This window comes from Actinomadura sp. NPDC049753 (genome assembly GCF_040674655.1).
Lineage (GTDB): Bacteria > Actinomycetota > Actinomycetes > Streptosporangiales > Streptosporangiaceae > Spirillospora > Spirillospora verrucosospora.
Window position 1 is genome coordinate 1 of the sequence record NZ_JBFARL010000014.1, and the last position, 16,142, is coordinate 16,142.

16 protein-coding genes and 2 pseudogenes are annotated in these 16,142 nt (G+C 72.3%); 7 read left to right on the top strand and 11 right to left on the bottom strand.

Annotation, left to right across the window (positions count from 1 at the left end; genetic code table 11):
- The 5 genes and pseudogenes from AB0K37_RS06140 to AB0K37_RS06160 all read left to right on the top strand — a co-directional run.
- Positions 1-462, top strand: a pseudogene (locus tag AB0K37_RS06140) (hypothetical protein); the annotation flags it as partial.
- Complete coding sequence (locus AB0K37_RS06145; RefSeq protein ID WP_363975573.1) at positions 462-1,598, top strand: hypothetical protein; 1,137 nt, start codon at positions 462-464, stop codon at positions 1,596-1,598. The pseudogene AB0K37_RS06140 and the gene AB0K37_RS06145, both read left to right, overlap by 1 nt.
- On the top strand, positions 1,595-2,179 hold the full coding sequence (locus AB0K37_RS06150) for a hypothetical protein (RefSeq protein WP_363975576.1): 585 nt from the start codon (positions 1,595-1,597) through the stop codon (positions 2,177-2,179). The genes AB0K37_RS06145 and AB0K37_RS06150 overlap by 4 nt, the downstream gene beginning before the upstream one ends.
- Before the next feature lie 21 nt (positions 2,180-2,200).
- Complete coding sequence (locus AB0K37_RS06155) at positions 2,201-3,448, top strand: hypothetical protein (protein ID WP_363975579.1); 1,248 nt, start codon at positions 2,201-2,203, stop codon at positions 3,446-3,448.
- A gap of 1 nt (position 3,449) precedes the next feature.
- Positions 3,450-4,574, top strand: a complete 1,125-nt coding sequence (locus AB0K37_RS06160; protein WP_363975581.1) for a hypothetical protein — start codon at positions 3,450-3,452, stop codon at positions 4,572-4,574.
- 33 nt (positions 4,575-4,607) lie between these two features.
- On the opposite strand, the gene AB0K37_RS06165 is transcribed toward AB0K37_RS06160, so the two are convergent.
- Positions 4,608-6,173 carry a protein kinase gene (locus AB0K37_RS06165; protein ID WP_363975584.1) on the bottom strand — a complete coding sequence of 522 codons (1,566 nt, stop codon included), beginning with the start codon at positions 6,171-6,173 and terminating at the stop codon, positions 4,608-4,610.
- A gap of 230 nt (positions 6,174-6,403) precedes the next feature.
- Between AB0K37_RS06165 and AB0K37_RS06170 the strand changes: the two genes are divergently transcribed.
- On the top strand, positions 6,404-6,832 hold the full coding sequence (locus AB0K37_RS06170; protein ID WP_363975587.1) for a DUF6210 family protein: 429 nt from the start codon (positions 6,404-6,406) through the stop codon (positions 6,830-6,832).
- Positions 6,833-6,910: 78 nt separating this feature from the next.
- Here AB0K37_RS06170 and AB0K37_RS06175 read toward each other — a convergent pair whose 3' ends face one another.
- The 6 genes and pseudogenes from AB0K37_RS06175 to AB0K37_RS06200 all read right to left on the bottom strand — a co-directional run.
- Positions 6,911-7,249, bottom strand: a complete 339-nt coding sequence (locus tag AB0K37_RS06175) for a hypothetical protein (RefSeq protein WP_363975590.1) — start codon at positions 7,247-7,249, stop codon at positions 6,911-6,913.
- A 212-nt stretch (positions 7,250-7,461) separates the two neighbouring features.
- The gene (locus AB0K37_RS06180) at positions 7,462-8,151 is read right to left on the bottom strand and encodes an FAD-binding protein (protein ID WP_363975593.1); all 690 of its coding nucleotides are present in this window, start codon (positions 8,149-8,151) and stop codon (positions 7,462-7,464) included.
- A gap of 79 nt (positions 8,152-8,230) precedes the next feature.
- A complete protein-coding gene (locus AB0K37_RS06185) occupies positions 8,231-8,911 on the bottom strand; it encodes a hypothetical protein (protein WP_363975596.1) in 681 nt (226 codons plus the stop codon).
- A gap of 134 nt (positions 8,912-9,045) precedes the next feature.
- Entirely contained in the window at positions 9,046-9,507 is a 462-nt protein-coding gene (locus AB0K37_RS06190) for an ATP-binding cassette domain-containing protein (protein ID WP_363975768.1), read from the bottom strand.
- Complete coding sequence (locus AB0K37_RS06195; protein WP_363975771.1) at positions 9,504-9,779, bottom strand: ATP-binding cassette domain-containing protein; 276 nt, start codon at positions 9,777-9,779, stop codon at positions 9,504-9,506. Before AB0K37_RS06195 ends, AB0K37_RS06190 begins: the two co-directional genes overlap by 4 nt.
- 94 nt (positions 9,780-9,873) lie before the next feature.
- Positions 9,874-10,392 (bottom strand): annotated as a pseudogene (locus tag AB0K37_RS06200) (hypothetical protein); the annotation flags it as partial.
- A gap of 271 nt (positions 10,393-10,663) precedes the next feature.
- On the opposite strand from AB0K37_RS06200, the gene AB0K37_RS06205 reads away from it, so the two are divergent.
- On the top strand, positions 10,664-11,458 hold the full coding sequence (locus AB0K37_RS06205) for a hypothetical protein (RefSeq protein WP_363975599.1): 795 nt from the start codon (positions 10,664-10,666) through the stop codon (positions 11,456-11,458).
- 174 nt (positions 11,459-11,632) lie between these two features.
- Here AB0K37_RS06205 and AB0K37_RS06210 read toward each other — a convergent pair whose 3' ends face one another.
- The 4 genes from AB0K37_RS06210 to AB0K37_RS06225 form a co-directional block, all read right to left on the bottom strand.
- Positions 11,633-12,553, bottom strand: a complete 921-nt coding sequence (locus AB0K37_RS06210; RefSeq protein WP_363975602.1) for an RIO1 family regulatory kinase/ATPase — start codon at positions 12,551-12,553, stop codon at positions 11,633-11,635.
- Between the two features lie 326 nt (positions 12,554-12,879).
- Positions 12,880-13,815, bottom strand: a complete 936-nt coding sequence (locus AB0K37_RS06215; RefSeq protein ID WP_363975605.1) for a cyclase family protein — start codon at positions 13,813-13,815, stop codon at positions 12,880-12,882.
- Between the two features lie 94 nt (positions 13,816-13,909).
- Positions 13,910-14,974 (bottom strand): phosphotransferase, encoded by a 1,065-nt coding sequence (locus tag AB0K37_RS06220; RefSeq protein ID WP_363975608.1) that lies wholly within the window; start codon positions 14,972-14,974, stop codon positions 13,910-13,912.
- On the bottom strand, positions 14,971-16,065 hold the full coding sequence (locus AB0K37_RS06225; protein WP_363975611.1) for a TIGR03857 family LLM class F420-dependent oxidoreductase: 1,095 nt from the start codon (positions 16,063-16,065) through the stop codon (positions 14,971-14,973). The genes AB0K37_RS06220 and AB0K37_RS06225 overlap by 4 nt, the downstream gene beginning before the upstream one ends.
- Between the last annotated feature and the right edge of the window lie 77 nt (positions 16,066-16,142).

The following is a 16,142-nucleotide window of genomic DNA, read 5'->3' on the forward strand; positions in this document are numbered from 1 at the left end:
GTGCCGCAGGCGGGGCGCCCGCAGCACGCGTACCCGACGCGGCCGGTCGGGGACGGCCCGGCCCGCACCGCGCCCCCGCTCCCCGAGCCGCCGATCCCGCCGCAGCACTTCTCGTTCGACCCGCCGCCCGCGCGCCCGGACCACTTCGCGTCCGGCCCGGAGCAGGAGCCGCCGTACGACGACCGGCACCCGATCGTCGTCTGGATCGCCGACCGCACCGTCCAGGAGTGGGCGATCGCGGTGGCCGGCCTCGGGATCGTCGTCCTGCTCTGCCTCCTGCTGTTCGGCGGCTCGGACGAGACCCCGCCGCGGCGGGTCACCCCGACCGTGACCGTCACCGTCGTGCCGTCCGCCGCCCCGACGACCGCCCAGACGACCGGCCCCGACAAGCCGGCCGGCGAGGGCGGGACGCCGTCCGGCGACGGCCGGTCCCCGCAACCGACGACAGAAAAGACCCCCTGATGGCGCCTGGAGTGACGATCAGCCCGACCGAACCCCTCACCTCCGACGACATCCTCAGCGGCATCAGCGCGCGGTTCCACCGGTACGCCGACCGGGCGCTGCGGGACTCCCCCGGGGAGGCCGCCAGCGGTCCGGCCCTGCTGAAGCGCCTCGCCGACGACCTCGACCCGGCGGGCGGACCGCCGCCGACCGGCGTCGACCTCGTCACCGCCTACCCGGCGGACGCGCTGCTGCCCGACCCGGCGCCGCGCCGGTGGCTGGAGACCACGCTGTTCTGGGGCCGGTTCTTCCAGAACGTGCTCGTCTTCGCGCCGATCGTCGTCACCTGGTGGAAGCTGCACGACGCCCTGAACGCCTACGGCCGGGCCCACAGCGAGGGCTCGTTCCTGCTCGGCTGGCAGGCGGGCTCGTTCGACCCCGACCACATCCGGCGCGGCGTCCAGGACTTCGCGCCGCTGTCGGAGACCGCGTGGTGGGTCGTCCTCACCGTCCTCGTCGTCATCGGGTTCACCGCCGTCGTGACCACCTGCGAGAACCTCCTCGACCGTCCGCGCTACGAGGCCGAGCGCGTGCAGATCGCGCAGGACGTCGCGCTCGCGTCGCACCTGCTGTCCGGCTCCCGGAACGGCCAGGTCACCTACCGGGACCTCCAGGCCCTGGTGCAGCGGATGGAGACCAGCGTGGGCGGGCTCATCGGCCGCCTCGCGGGCACCGCCGAGGACGTCCGCGCGGCGCTCGAGGGCAGCACGGGCAAGCGGATCGAGGACGCCGTCCAGACCTGGATCGACAAGGCCGAGTCGCTGGAACGGGCGATCGCGGGCATGCAGGCGCCCGCCGAGACGCTGGAGCGCTTCCGGAAGCTGCAGGACGACATCGCGGCCGGGCAGCGCGAGCTGCGCGCCGAACTGGCCGCCATGGTGACGCAGGTGGAGCGGGCGACGCTCGCCACCACCGACCACGCCGAGGCCGCGCAGCACTACCAGGACGCCGGCAACGCGGTGCTCGCCGACGCGGTCGCCCGGCTCTCCGTCGGCACCGACCGGCTGTCGAAGGCGCTCGAACAGCTGGAGTACCTCGTCGACGACACCCGCGAGTTCGTCGCCTACGTGCGGCACGACGGCGGTGCGCACCGGTGACCGGGCCCGCGAGGGGGCGCGCGGCCCGGCGGGGACGGCGGACCTCCCGGTTCGGCGCGGCGCACCTCGCCGGCTGGCTGTTCGCCGACCTGATGCTCGTGCTGTTCCTCGTCGCCATGGCGGTGCAGCCCCGCGCGGAGCTCACCACCGGCCTGCCGGAGCAGAAGAAGCCGCGGCCGTCCGGCCCGCGCGTCCTCGGCCAGGACTTCTGCGACTTCCTGATCCCGGTGCAGGCCGAAGGGCTCCTGTCCGGCTCCGGCGGGGCCCGCGCCGACCTGCTGAAGAAGGTCGACGAGGCGCTGCGCGGCGAGCACCCGTCCTGGCTGTACGGCGACGAGATGCGGCGCGAGGGCGCCCGCCGCGCCTGCCTCCGGCAGCTCGAACAGAAGCTCCAGGTCGGCTTCTTCCTCGCCTACGGCGCGCGGAACGACACCGGCAGCGGCGTCGCCCTCGGCAAGAACGCCGCCAAGGCCGTCAAGTCCGGCAACCCCCGGTTCCGCGAGGCGATCTACCGGGCCGCGTGGACGGGCGGGGAGGGCGACGGCTCGGTCCAGCTCGTCGTCTTCTTCTACCAGAACTGATCGACACAGGGACGTGACGGGGTGACCACCGAAATCGCACTGCTCGAAACGCCGTCCGGCGAGGGCCGCGCCGAGTTCGCGCTGACCCTCGACCAGGGGAGCCGCGTCGGCGCCCGCTACAAGAGCCACTACGGCACGGTCCGGCCCGCCGGCGGCGGCGCCGAGGTCGAGTGCGTCTACAAGGTCGCCACCGGCGCCATGGGGAAGCGCGTGCTGAGCAACGAGGTGGCCGTCTGGGGCGGCCTCCGCATGGAGGACGTGCGCGCCGACCAGTTCGGGACGCTGCTCGGCTTCGACGTCGACTCCCCCGACGCCCCGGCCCGGCTGGTGCAGACGCGGCGCGGCCGTCCGCTCGCCGGGACGCCGCCCCTCACCTCCGAGCGGCTGCGGCGGCCGGCCCACGACCTGTTCACCGCGCTCCGGGTGCTCGCGGACAACGCCTACGCGCTGGGCGAGCTGTCCCCCGGGATGCTCCTGTGGGACGGCAGGGGGCTGCAGATCGCCGACCTGGGCAACGCGGTCGGCCAGCCGGACGACCTGCGGGCGGCGCGGGACGTGCGCGCGGCGGCCGGGCTGCTGTTCTGGCTCGCGTCGGGCGATGAGTCGTCGTTCGGGCCGGACGGCGCGGGGCCCGCCGACGAGGGCGAGCTGCGCTGGCTGATCCGGCACCACCCCGACCTCGGCATGGTGCTCCGGCCCGTCTTCGACGAGGAGGTTCCCACCGCCGCGGAGGTGCTGGCCCGCATGGAGGGATGGCCGCCCTCCGGCGACACGACGGAGCGGGACGCGCCCGCCGGGCACGACTCCCCCACCGAGCAGGACGCTCCCGAGGACGACGACACCCGGACCGTGGAGATCCACGCCGGCGCCCGTCCCGCGCGGCCCGGGCAGACGAGGCGCACCGCGCAGGCCGGTCCGTCGGAACAGGCCGCGCCGAAGCCGCCGGCGCCCCCGGCGCCCCCGGCGACGGACGCCGGCTCGCGCGCCATCGAGAACTACCGGAGGGAGAAGCAGTGGCTGGGCCAGCGGAGGCACGGCGCGCCCGCGCACCCGTCCAGGGGGTCAGAGCCGTCCTTCCAACGGGCACCGGGCACGGGACCGGGGCCGGGAACCGGACGGCCGGGCGCGCCTCAGGGGATCGGCGTCCCCTCGCTGCCCCGCGACTTCCCGTTCCGCGTCGCCGACGACGGCAGGCGCAGACCGCACCCCCTGCTGGTGTGGCCCGTGGTGTTCGTCCTAGTCGTCCTCATTCTCATGGTGGTGTTGTGACATGATCGCCCCGCCCTGGCAGCCCGGCCCGGCCGCGTACCCCGGCCCGGAGCCGCGCGCCCGCACGCTCTGCCCGTACTGCCTGAACCACATCGACTGGTCCGACTACGGCGAGGTCCCGCTCGTCAAGAACACCCCGGACGGGCCGGAGGTGCTGACGCGGGCGCCGGACGAGCCGGAGGTCCGCTGGCGGCACCGGACGCTCGGCGCGATGCGGCAGTGCCACGGCGACGGCGACCCGCACTCCCTCCCGGCCGACTACGGCGACCTGGACCCGCTCATCATCGGGCTGGTCGGCGCCAGCGCGGCCGGCAAGACCCACCTGCTCACCGCGATGATCGCTCAGCTCGAACGGCGCAAGGCCATGCTCGCGCCGGAGCTGCGCATCGAGCCGCTCGACGGGCACCTGCGGCAGCGGTTCTACGAGGACCGGATCCGGCCGTTCCTGGAGCAGCGCCGCGTCCTGCCCGCCACCCGCCGCACCGCGCGCGCCGAGTTCGTGTACGCGCTGCGCGTGTCCAGCGAGTACACCGGGCGCACCCACGCGGTCGGGTTCTTCGACGTCCCCGGCGAGCACTACCACCGGTACGAGTACGAGGACACCCCGTTCCTCAGCCTCGCCGACGCGATCCTCTACGTCGCGGACGGCCAGCAGCTCCGCACCGGCGACGACTGGAACCCGTGGGTGCCCGACCCCGGCTTCACGCACGCGATCACCCAGCTCCTGCACACCCGGCAGTCCCGCGACGGCCTGCTGCCGCCCGGCGCCATCGTCGTCGCCAAGTCCGACATGCTGGCCCAACTCGACGGCACCGTCGCGCACTGGCTCGCGCGGGACGACGAGACGGTGCTCGGCGACCTGCGCACCGTCGAGGACGAGAACGAGGCCGCCTACGCGTTCCTGGACCGGCACGGCGCCGAACTGTGGCTCGCACCGTTCCACTCGGGCTCGCCCACCACGCTCCACTTCGCGTCCGCGTCGGGCGTGCCGCCGATCCCGGAGGAGGGCGTGTTCCCCCACCGCAACTTCCGCCCGACCCGGGTACTGCGCCCGCTGCTGTCGCTGTTCAGCGCGACCGGGCTGGTCCCCCGGATCGACACCGAGGAGCCCGGCCAGTACCTGTGAGCCGCCCCGGCGCCCGCCCGCCGCCGGGGGCGGTCAGCGCCGGTGCGGGCCGAGCCCGCTCGCGGCGCGCCAGGCGTGCGGGGCCAGGAGCTGCGCCACCACGAGGTCGGCGCGCCCCTCCACGGTGGCGGGGTCGGCCGCCTCCGCGAGCCGCAGCCGCTCCGGCCACCACGGGACCTCGCGCGGCACGGCCGCGGCGAGCGCCCGGACCCGCTCCGCGGCGTCGGCGAGCAGCGTGAGCTCCGCCGCCCACGCCCACAGCATCGGCCACTCCCGCTCGGACGGCAGCTCCGCCGGCGGCCGGCCCGGACGACCGCGCACGACCCGGCCGCGCAGCCAGCTCAGCTTCCCCTCCGCCCGCGCGACGACCTCCGGGACGTCCGCGTGCACCCGGTCCAGGACGGCGCAGCGCCCCCGGCAGCCGGGATGACCGCAGCGGTGCCGGGCCGCGTCGGCCAACACGCCGCCGTCCACCACGTCCCGCAGCAGCTCCCGGTCGGCGGGGCCGCCCCGCGCAAGTCCGAGCAGCCCCGTCGCGTCGATCGGACGGCCCTCGTAGCGCGGCGTCACGTCCGGGATGACCTGCGCGGTCAGCCTGATCAGCGCCCGCCGCGCCCGGTCGCCGCCCAGCCCGCGCAGGTACCGCACGTCGGCGGGGTCGGCGCCCTGCCGGACGAGCCAGTCGGCCAGCCGCCCGCCGTTGCCGGCCAGCCAGGCGGCGCCGTCCCGCCAGTTCCGCTCCAGGTCGTCGGCGAGACCGCGGACGTCCCGGTAGGTACGGCCGTTGAACCGCGGCGGCCGGTGCTCGTCCGCGACCCACGCCACCACGTGCTCGTACGTCCAGCGCCGCGCCGGGTCGACGACGAGCAGCCCGTCGATCAGCCGCCGCCACTCCGGGTCGGTCACGGCGTCCAGCGCGGGCCGCCGCCCGGCGCGCAGCAGCTCCCGCACCCGCGCGGACGGCGTCCCCTCGTAGGGCGTCCGCCCGAGGAGGAGCTGGTAGGCGATGATCCCGAGAGCCCACCAGGCGGCAGGAGCGCCGCGGCGGCCCCGCGCGGTCTCGGGCGCGGCGTAGGCCCAGGTGGTCAGCAGCCCGCCCGGATCCCGCCCATGGACCCTGACATTGCGGGCTATCCCCCCGAAGTCACCGATCAGCAGTTCGTAGGGATTCCGGGACCGCACCAGGATGTTGGCCGGTTTCACGTCCGTGTGCGTCAACCCCATCGCGCCCAGCCAGAAGTTGAGGCATTCGGCGAGTTCGGCGACGATCGCCCGCAGTTCCGCGTCGCCGAGCGGAAGGGCGTCACGGATCAGCGCGTCCAGCGAACCGTGCGCGCAGTACTCCTGCGCCATCCAGCCGACCTCGGCGCCGTCCACGACGAGGTTCCCGTGATCGTGGATCCGGGGGACGTGCCGGGTGGCCTCCAGCCGCCCCAGCAGGACGAGCTGGTCGGTCTCCAGCCGGGAGTCCCGGTGAACTTTGACGACGACCAGGTCGGCGCCCGCGCACCCGCCGTGGAGCGGCTCCGCCAGATGGACGACCGACTCGGCGCCGACCGCCTCGATCCGGATCGGCCGGAATTTCTCCCGCAATGCCACCGGAAAGTCACCGGCCTCCCCGGCACCGTCGACCAGCCCCAAAGAACGACCCTCTCCCCGTCCGCCCCGTGCCCCGATCCTATGTCGGCGGACCACCCCGAAATGGGTCGTCCGACACCGTTCCCAGCAAATCGCCGCAACGGCCGTGCGGCAGCGGGCAGGGCGGCCGGACCCGGCGGTCTCGCGGAACGCCGTTGACCTCGTGATCGACAGCTCGGAAGATGGCCGCCATGGACTCTCCACGCTTCGTCTGCTTCGATCCTGACGGAACCATCGGCGGCGGCTGGCTGTACGTGGTGGTGGAGGCCAAGACCGGAGTGATCTATCAGCAGCAGTACGGCGGCAACGTGAACCGGCAGGGGCAGGTGGAGGGCTTCCTGGTGCCGCTGGCGAGCCGTGACGCACTGAGCGCACTGCGCACGCTGTTCGAGAAGGACTTCCGCGGTGCCGGCACCTGGAACCACACCTGGCCAGAGGATGCCTGGACCAGGCTAGGAGCGATCATTGGGGCTGTCCGCTACTGGGCCTGCGACGGCGACACCGAGCAGCCGCACGGCTTGAGGTTGGACGAGAGCAGGATGCGCGAGGTCGACGAGGCGTGGGTTCCGGTCATCACCCCGGACGGCCCCGGGGTGCTGGTGTGGCCCAACTCGGACTGAACACCCGGTGAGGGGGTTGCCGACTGAACTGACCTGCGGAGCTGAGATCAGGCAACCCCCTTGGGCTGTGAATTCGCGCTAGACGCAGTAAGAGACCATCGTGATCGGGCCCTGGGCCGCCCAGTCAGGAATGATCCAGTCGTGGAAGGACTTTCCTTCCACGAAGGCGCACTGGCTGTAGTTCATGCCGTCGGCATACCGGAGAGAGCGATTTCCCCCGTACAGGGAGCAGTTGTAGCCGACCCCGTGCCAGAAGCCCTCATCGTCTCGGTACACGCGGACCGTCCTGATGCAGGGCTCCGCTGCTCCGGCCGTTGCGGCGGTCACGCGGGCGGGTGTGCGGCCGGGCGGGCCGGCGGCGGTCGTCGCGGCTGCCGGGACGGCCGCCAGGACCAGCACGGCGCCGGCCAGGGCCACCGGAGCGGTGTACCGGCGGCTTCCTGAACCGCGGGCGGGGGAACTGGTAACGAGCTCGGAGCGTGCGGTGAGGTCACGGTTGGATCTGCGCATCATGGTCTCCGTCGTGATTCAGGTTCGATCCGGACGCTGCCACGTTCCCCCAGGGCGCTATCGCCCCGGTCACTTCCTGGTCACCCCGCATCGTCTTTGGCCGCTCCGGGGCGGCTCGTTCACCGGACCTGTGGCCGTGTGGTCCTCTCGGCGAGGCGGTTCCCGATGATCCAGCCCATGCCGAAGGCGGAGAGCAGCCCGTTCCCGGACAGGTAGCCGTCGGAGTGGGGGCCCGCCAGACCGCAGGCGGTGCCGCCGCCCGCGTACAGGCCGGGGATCGGCGCGCCCGCCTCGTCCAGGACGCGCCCGGACGGGTCGATGACCAGCCCGCCCTGGGTGGCGAGCAGGCCGTGGGTCACCCAGGCGAGATGGTAGGGGGCGGTGAGCCGCCGTCGGCCGGGCAGCGGGGTCAGGGCGCGATCGGCCTGCTCGGCCGTCAGGTGCAGGGAGGCGGCGAGGTCGCCGAGGGTGGCGCGGTCCTGCACGGCGCCGGCGGCGAGGCATTCGCGCATCATCTCCGACTCGCGGGTGGCGGCCATCGCGGCGGCGTCCCAGACCATCGCGGCGCGCAAGGCGCCGCTCTTGGCGACGACGACGCCGGTGACCTCGCCGTCCTTCGAGACGAGGTCGACGACGCGGGCCTCGGCGACGAAGGCGGCGTTGTCGCGGGCCGCGAGGAGGGCGCGCAGGATGTCGTCGGCGTGCCGTCGCGGCGAGTCGTCGATGCCCGCGGCCGCCTGGAAGCGGGTGCCTCCCGCGGCGAGGGAACCGAGCGCACCTGGGTCGAGGGAATCGGCGAGATGGAACACACCTTCCGGTGAGCCGGACCCGAGAGCCCCGGCCCCACAAGGGCCGGGGCCACCGGGACCGCCTCGTCCGGTGGCGGAGTCAGAGCTGGCCGAACGTCCATCCGATCGCCTGTCGCTGGAGCTCCTCCATGAGGACGGAATCGCCAGGCGACGCGGTGGCGGATTGCTGCGGGACAACGCTGGCGTACGACACCGTCGGGTCAGTGGGATCGGCCGGATGGGCGAGCGCGCCACCGAACCTCAGATCTCCGGCGAACCACAGCACCCCGTAGCCGTCGGTCATGGAGTTCCAGGTGCCGCGCTGGAGCCGGGTCTTCATCACCCCCGCCACGTTCTGGTCCGGGTCCAGAAGGAACACATGAACCAGCGCCGCGGGGTTCGCGTAGTCGCGGACGAGCTCCACTCGGCACGGCCAGACCTGCCATGGCTGCTCTGTCAGAACTCGTCTGAGCCGGTGCGCCTCCGGTCCCGTCAGGCCCTCACCGTAGGGGCCGCGGACCCGCTCCTGGCTCCTCGCGATCAGCCATATGACCAGCAGGGCGACCTCCCCTGCGAGCACCCCGCCCACAAGGCCGGAAGGGGAGAGTTCGTCCCCGAGCACCGGGATCGCGAAGACCGCCATCGCCGCACCGCACACCGAGAAGATGATCGAAAGCGCGCGGTTCATGCGTGCGGCCTTGTCGAGCTGCCCGAGGACGGACGGGGTGACGATCGCCGCCGGCTCGGGCGAGACCGCGTAGCCGAACTGCCTGGCGAGCATTCCTGCCTCCGATGACCAGCGGCTCCGATGCTTTTGATCATCATCTCCGCAACATCCGGAACCCGGCAAGAAGGGCCGGCTGACAGGAACCGGTCACCGCGGAGGAGGCCTCTCCGGCGCTCCGGCCGGGCCGGTCAGAAGAGGTCCCAGAAGTCGGTGCGGTCGCGCATCCGCTCGGCGGTCTCCTCCAGGATCACGCGGCCCGAGCGCATGACGTAGGCGCGGTCGGCGATCTTCAGTGCCTGCCTGACGTTCTGTTCGAGCAGCAGGATGCCGAGGCCCTCGTCGCCGGCGAGGCGCCGCAGGCGTTCGAAGATGGCCTCCACGACCGAGGGGGCGAGGCCCAGCGACGGCTCGTCCAGCAGCAGCAGCCGGGGCCGGGCCATCAGCGCCATGCCCAGGCTGACCATCCGCTGCTGGCCGCCGGACATCGTGCCCGCCGCCTGCTTCGCGCGCTCGCCGAGGATCGGGAACAGCTCGCCGACGGTCGCGAGGCGCTCCGCCGTGCTCGTCCCGGACGGCGCGTTCGCGGCGCCGAGGAGCAGGTTGTCGTGCACCGACAGGTCGGGGAACACGAACCGCTCCGACGGGATCATCGCGGCGCCAGGGCGACGGCCCTGCGGACGGGCCGGCGCGCGGTGTCCCGGCCGGCGATCCGGACGGTCCCGGCGCGCGGGCGGACCGCGCCGAGCACGGCCCGGATCGTGGTCGTCTTGCCCGCGCCGTTGTGCCCCATCAGGGTCACGATCTCGCCCGCCTCGACGCGGAGGCCGACACCGTGCAGCACCTCCTTGCGGCCGTAGCCGGCAACCAGGCCGCTCACGTCCTTGGCGTTGCCGCCGACGACGACCATCGCGAACACGGTCATGGCGAGCGGGAACCCGAACGCCTGCTCGGGCTGGAGCGAGGCCGTACCAGAGGGCGCAGGCGCCCGAGATGAGCCCAGCGACGGCGAAGCAGACGAGGTTGACGCGGCGGACCCCGATCCCCAGCACGGCCGCGAGGCACGGGTTGCTGCGGACTGCCTTGATCGAGCGGCCGATCGGGGTGAACGCCAGGAAGGCGGCGAGCCCGGCGACGAGGACCAGGCAGGTGGCCGTCTGCGCCAGGTCGAAGTCGGAGATCCGCACCGGGCCGAGCCGGTGCTGCACCACGTCCGGCCCGTGGAAGGGCAGGCTGCTGGTCCCGAACTTCAACTGCAGGAGCGCGATGCCGGCGGTGCTGACGCCGATGGAGGTCACCAGCACGGCGAGCATGGCGCGGTCGGCGGCGCGGCGGGCGACGGGCTCGTAGACGCCGGCTTCGAGCAGCACGCTGACGGCGACCGCCGCCGCGAGCGCCGACGGCCAGAACGGCGCGCCGAGGCCGTCCATCACCCAGAAAGCGGCGTTGGGGGCGACGGTGTAGGTGAGCGGCTGTTCCACCGCGGCACGTACGGCAGCTTCAACCCGCACTGACCGATTCGGCCCGGTGATGGCCATCCCACAAGGTTCTGAGCTGGCAATGGACACGTCGGCTCAGAGCTCCGCAGTCCGTCTATTCACGTACTGCCGCCGCGGTCCTGAATTCGCGCATACTTCTTGGGAAAGACCGGCGACCATTGATCATCCGGCTTATATAGTGTGCCGGATGACCCCCACTCTGATGGCGCGAAGGGCCGTCGCCGTACTGGCGACGGCTTTCGTATGCGTGCCACTCGCTCCCGGAGTCTCCTCGGCCGCCGACACATTCCCCTCGCAGGACGCATGTGCGGTGACGAACAACAACACTCCCGTCGGCGACTGCGGTCCTTTCGTCCAGCTCTACGCGGAGAACTTCAACGGCGGCGACGTGCCCGCGGGCGCGTTCAACACGTGCGCCGGTGACGGCGACTTCCGCTGCGAAGGGCTGAAGACCGCCTACCCGCACTACTACGACACGCTGGGCGCATACCCCTCGGGCTGGCCGGACACCGCCACCAGCGGGGCGGACGGGAACGGCGGCCGGACGTTCGGCGGCTACTACCGGCCGGAGAAGGCCGTGAGCGTCTACACGGCGTCCAACGGGGACGGCCAGATGCGGGTCCACATGACCTCCAACGGGTCCGTCAACTCCGTGGCCGCCCTGGTTCCCCGGAAGTGCATGAACCTGCGGTACGGGAAGTTCACCGAACGGTTCGTCGTCCGCACCCGCACCCCCGGCTTCAAGATGGCCCACCTGCGCTACACGCCGAACGAGGTGGATTATCCGGAGGCGGGCGGGAACTTCTCCAGCGACCCCGTGAGCGTCTTCACGCACGGCTTCAAGGAGTCCAGCGCCGACGTGGCGCCCGGCACCGCGTGGACCTCGTGGCACACCTACTCGACAGAGATCGTGCCGGGCTCGCTGCGGTTCTACCTGGACGGCAAGCTGGTCAAAACCGTTAACGCCGACTTCCCCGAGCCGGCCGACTGGGTCCTGCAGAACGAGAGCGCGCTCGCCGGTGCCTACGCAGCGGCCGGAGCATCGGTGGACATCGACACCACGTGGCTCACCTGCTACAAGTACGTGGCTCCCGCGTCCAACTGATGCACACCGCACCCGGTGGATCATCCGGATTCGCGGCCATGTCGGCCCACGTCCGGCCATGGGCACCGGCGGACCGGCGGCTCGCGCCGGGTGGACTGCCGCAGCTCGTGCAGAGAGTCCGGCCGGCCTCCCGGCCCGGGGTCGCACCTCGGGCCGGGAGCCGGCTGACGGCGATCAGAACACCATCGCGAGCAGGTCGGCGAACAGTTCCTGTTCGTCGATCTCGAGCCCGCGGTTCGTGAACCACGTGGCCATGTTGTGGCAGTCGCGCATCAGGAAGTCCATGCCCTTCGGGTTGCCGACGATGTCGACGACCTGGGGCAGGTCGATCATCACGATCCGCTCGGCCTGGGCGAGGACGTTGTAGGGCGAGAGGTCGCCGTGCGCGAGCCCCGCGCGGGCCAGTTCACGCATGCCGTCGCGGAGCTGCTCGAAGTACACACCGAGCATTTCCCTGGACGGCCGGACCTGGGCGAGCCGGGGCGCGGCGCCGCCCTCGCCGTCGTCGATGAACTCCATCAGCAGCTCGGTGCCGTCGACCTGCACGGGATAAGGCACCGGCACGCCGGCCTTCCACAATCGGTTGAGGGCGTCCCATTCGGCGTGCGCCCACTGACCGGCCGCGACACTGCGCCCGTGCGAGGTCTTTTTCGCCATCGCCCGACGGTCGCGGCTGTTGCGGGTACGGCGGCCTTCGACGTACGACGTACTGCGGTGAAAGGACCGGTGCTCCTCGGTGCGGTACCGTTTCGCGGCCAGCAGCGAGGACTTCGCCGGGTTGTCGCCGATGGCTTCGACGGCCCGTTCGAGCAGGAAGACGTCGGCTTCCTTGCCGGTTTTGAGGATGCCGAGCTCCGTATCGATCGCGGCCTGTTCCGTGACGACCCACGAGGGGCGTGGTTCCGGGCCGCGTGAGCCGCGCTCGACGTCCAGCCAGGTGGACCACCGCTGATCCGGGCCCAGCTCCTCGTCGACCGAGTGGAACTCGAAGGCGAAGGAGTCGGCCGGACCCGGCCGGGGCTCGTCACCGGCGAAACCGGACGAGCGGAAGTCGAGGTCAGAGTAGGTATCAGAGGTTTCGTACTCGGAAGACAACGGATGCGCTCCTGAACAAGAAGGCGGGACTGATGCGGACACGCCGCAGCACAGTGACGGCCATTCGTCAGCCCTCCTTAGTCCAGGCAGCGTTCGTCGCCGCTCGATCGCCCCAGCATGCCCGCCCGTTCCGGACGCCGCAACGCATTTACCGGGCCTGGGGGCGCACGGTCGGGCTCAGCCGGAGCTCCTGCATCGGCTTCGGGGATCGGCAGACCATTCCGGCAGCACACTTGGCAAGCCGCCGCCCCGGTGAAGGAACTCCCGGCTTCACCCGAGGCACCAGATCGTCGCTCCAGAAGCCTGCCGGGCCGCGAGGCCCGCGGTCAGAACGTGGCGATCGGGTTGACCGGGCTGCCGGACGTCCCGGCGAAGCGGACCGGCGCGACCGCGAGTTGGAAGTCCCACTGGCCGAGCTCGGCGGCGGTCGTCGCACACGCCTCCAGGTCGCAGTTGTCGAGCAGCCACAGACCCATCGCGACGAGACTCACCGCGTGAACCGGCATCAGCACGTCCTCGTACCCCGACGGCTGAACGTCCTGGGGCGTGTCGGCGCCGATCAGCGCGACCTCCCGTTCACGCAGCCACGGCAGGCAGGACGCGTGCCAGCCGGCCTGCTTGAAACCGCCCGACTGACCGGTCTCGTGCCGGACGCGGCCGTAGCCGGTCCTCAGGAGAACCGCATCACCGGATCGCACCCGCACGCCCTGGCGCCGCTCGGCCTCCTCCAGGTCCTCGGGAAACACCCCCTCCCCCGGTTCCAGCCACGGCACATCGCGGACCCCCGCGATGTCCAGCAGGACGCCACGCGTGATGATCCCGTTCGCCGCCGCCGTGACGGCCGCCCAGCCCGATCCCGTTGCGGCGTCGACCAGCGAGTGTGACCGCCCGTTGTACATGTCGCCGTCCCAGAAGATGTGGCACGGCGAGTCGACGTGGGTGAGGGTGTTGCCGTGGAACGTGATGCCGAGCCGCTCGGACGAGAAGCCCCAGCGCCGGTCGTTGTGGAAGGGCGCCGGCATGTTCTCGGAACCTGGCATGTCGGCGGCGCACGGGCAGGTCGTCGTCGACCGCTCCATGTCTCCCGGTACGGCGACCTCCCATGCGCACGACACGCTCCTGCCGTGGCGCACCGCCCGCGCCGCCGCCAGCCGGACGTCGTCGGTGATGTGGTTCAGAGTGCCGAGCTCGTCGTCGTCGCCCCACCGTCCCCAGTTCGACAGCGTGTTGAAGTAGCCGAGCACGTCGTCCTGTGTGGGCATCGGTCGCTCTGCCGTCATCCCAGCATCGGCTCCTCCGGTCGCGCGGTTCGAGACGCCCGCTGAACGGCCCGACACTGGATCAGCGGGCCGGCGGTCAGCCGGTCTCGGAGGTACCGTACGGCACCCCGGACGGAACCTTGCCGAGGGAGCCGTGATCGCGGATCGCGGTGCAGGAACGGGCGGCCATGGTGAGGAACATTTCGTCGCCGCGTTCGGTGGGACTGCCGTAGGCGCAGCCGAGCACGGTGATCAGGGGGCCTTGGAGGAAGGCGAAGGCGTAGTCGTCCCAGCACTGCTCAAGGGAGTAACCGGTCACGCCATGGCCGGCCAGAGCGCGGTGGTAGGCGGTGACCAGGTCGCGCTCGTGGGTTCGGCGGTCTGCGACGGTGAGGCCGGTGCCCAGGAAGTAGGCCAGGTCGCGGGCGGGCAGGCCGACGGTGAGGGTCTGCCAGTCGACCGCGGCGACGCCGGGCCCGCCCCCGGCCGCGAAGATGATGTTGTCGAGCCGGTAGTCGCCGTGGACGAGGGAGAAGCGCTCCGGCCGCGCCGTGATCCACGGTCCGGCCTGGAGCGCGACGGCTCGCAGGGTCGCCTTGTCCTCGGCGGCCAGCCGGTCCGCGAAGCGGTCGATGAAGATCTCGGTGGCCGGGCCCAACGCGCCGGTCACTCCGTCGCCGTCCTCCGGGCCGGTGCGGTGCAGCCAGTCCAGATCCAGCAGGGTCGGGTCGCACCAGCGGGGACCGTGCAGTCCGGCCAGGTTGACCACGCAGTCCAGCGCCTCGCCGGCGGTGCAACCGGCGAGCTGGTCGCCCTGCGCGCCGGGGTGCAGGTCCTCCAGGAGCAGGACGAAGTCGGTGGCGTCCTCGGAGAGCGTCCCGTACGGGCAGGCCGGGGTGCGCACGGCGACCGTCGAGGCCAGGTCAAGGTAGAACCGGACCTCTGTCCGGTAGATGCCCTTGAGCATCTCCCGCGCGGCCCGGTCGGCCGCCGGGAGTTTGGCCACCAGCCGCGCCGGCACCCCCTCCCCGGTCAGCTCGCCTCGGAAGCAGCCGCTCATCTGCCCCGTCCCGACCGGCCGCCAAACGACGTCCGTCACCGTCGCGCCGAGCACCTCGCTCAGCCAGGCGGCGTTCAGCCGGGCGGCTCCGCCGCCGCTCACGAGTCCCCCAACCGGGCGCGGCCTGGGTTGCGGGGCAGTCCCTCGAACCGGTCGGCGGGTCGCACCGCCCGGTAGGCGTCGATGACGGGGGCCAGCTCGGAGGGGGTGGCGCCGTGCAGGACCACGCTGTCGGCACCGGCGTCGAACTGGGCGAGGACGCGTCGCGCGCACCGTTCGGGAGAACCGGTCGCCGCCGCCTCCAGCCAATGCTCGGGAAGCAGCCCGGCGAGGTGGCGGAGTTCGTCCGGCGTGGCGAGCGCGTCGAAGGCCCCGGGGTAGCCGTCGACCAGGTCGTCGGCGCGGAAACGGGCCAGGTCGGCCGGATCCCAGCGGTTGACCCGGACCAGCAGGTCCCCGTAACCCTGCAGGTAGGTGGCCAGGCGGCCGACCAGCTTGCGCAGGCGGGCCTCCTCGTCCAGATGGTCGCCGACCGTGGCCAGGACCGACCACACCCGTACCGAAGCGGGGTCGCGGCCCGCCGCCGCGGCGCCCCGGCGGATCGAGGAGACCGCCCGGGCCAGGGTCTGGTCGGTGAAGAAGGTGTGCAGGACGACCCCGTCGGCGACCCGGCCGGCGAACTCCAGCGTGCGCTCGCCCATCGCCACGAGCATGATCGGGATGTCTTCGCGGAACGCGGAGTCCTGGCTGAGGTACGGGTAGCCGCCGGCGGGACCGTCGTGCCCGACGACCGCCTCTCCCCGCCACAGCCGGCGCATGATGCCGATGAAGTCGTCGAGCTGGGCCTGGGTGACGCGGCTCAGGCCCATCACATCGAAGAGCATGTCGAAGCCCCGCCCCAGGCCGAGCGCGAACCGGCCGCCGGACATCCGGTGCATCGTCGTGGCGAACGTCGCGGTGACCAGGGGGTGGCGGGTGTTGTGGTTGGTGGCCGCGGTGGCGATGCCGATCCGGGTGCCGGCCGCCGCCGCGGCTCCCGCCAGCACCGCCGCGTCCTTGGTGGTGAAGCGCTCCGACAGGAACACCGAGCCGAGCCCCATGGCCTCGGCATCGGCTACCTCGCCGAGGAGGTCGCGCGGGGTTCCCGAATGCCCGGCCAGCCCGTAGCAACCGAGCTCTGGCAGGTCGTCCACCACGGTCTCCCTCCGCCCGCACCGGGCCTCGACGGTACCCGAAATGGACAGCTGTCCGAAACCCTGTCCAGTTACGA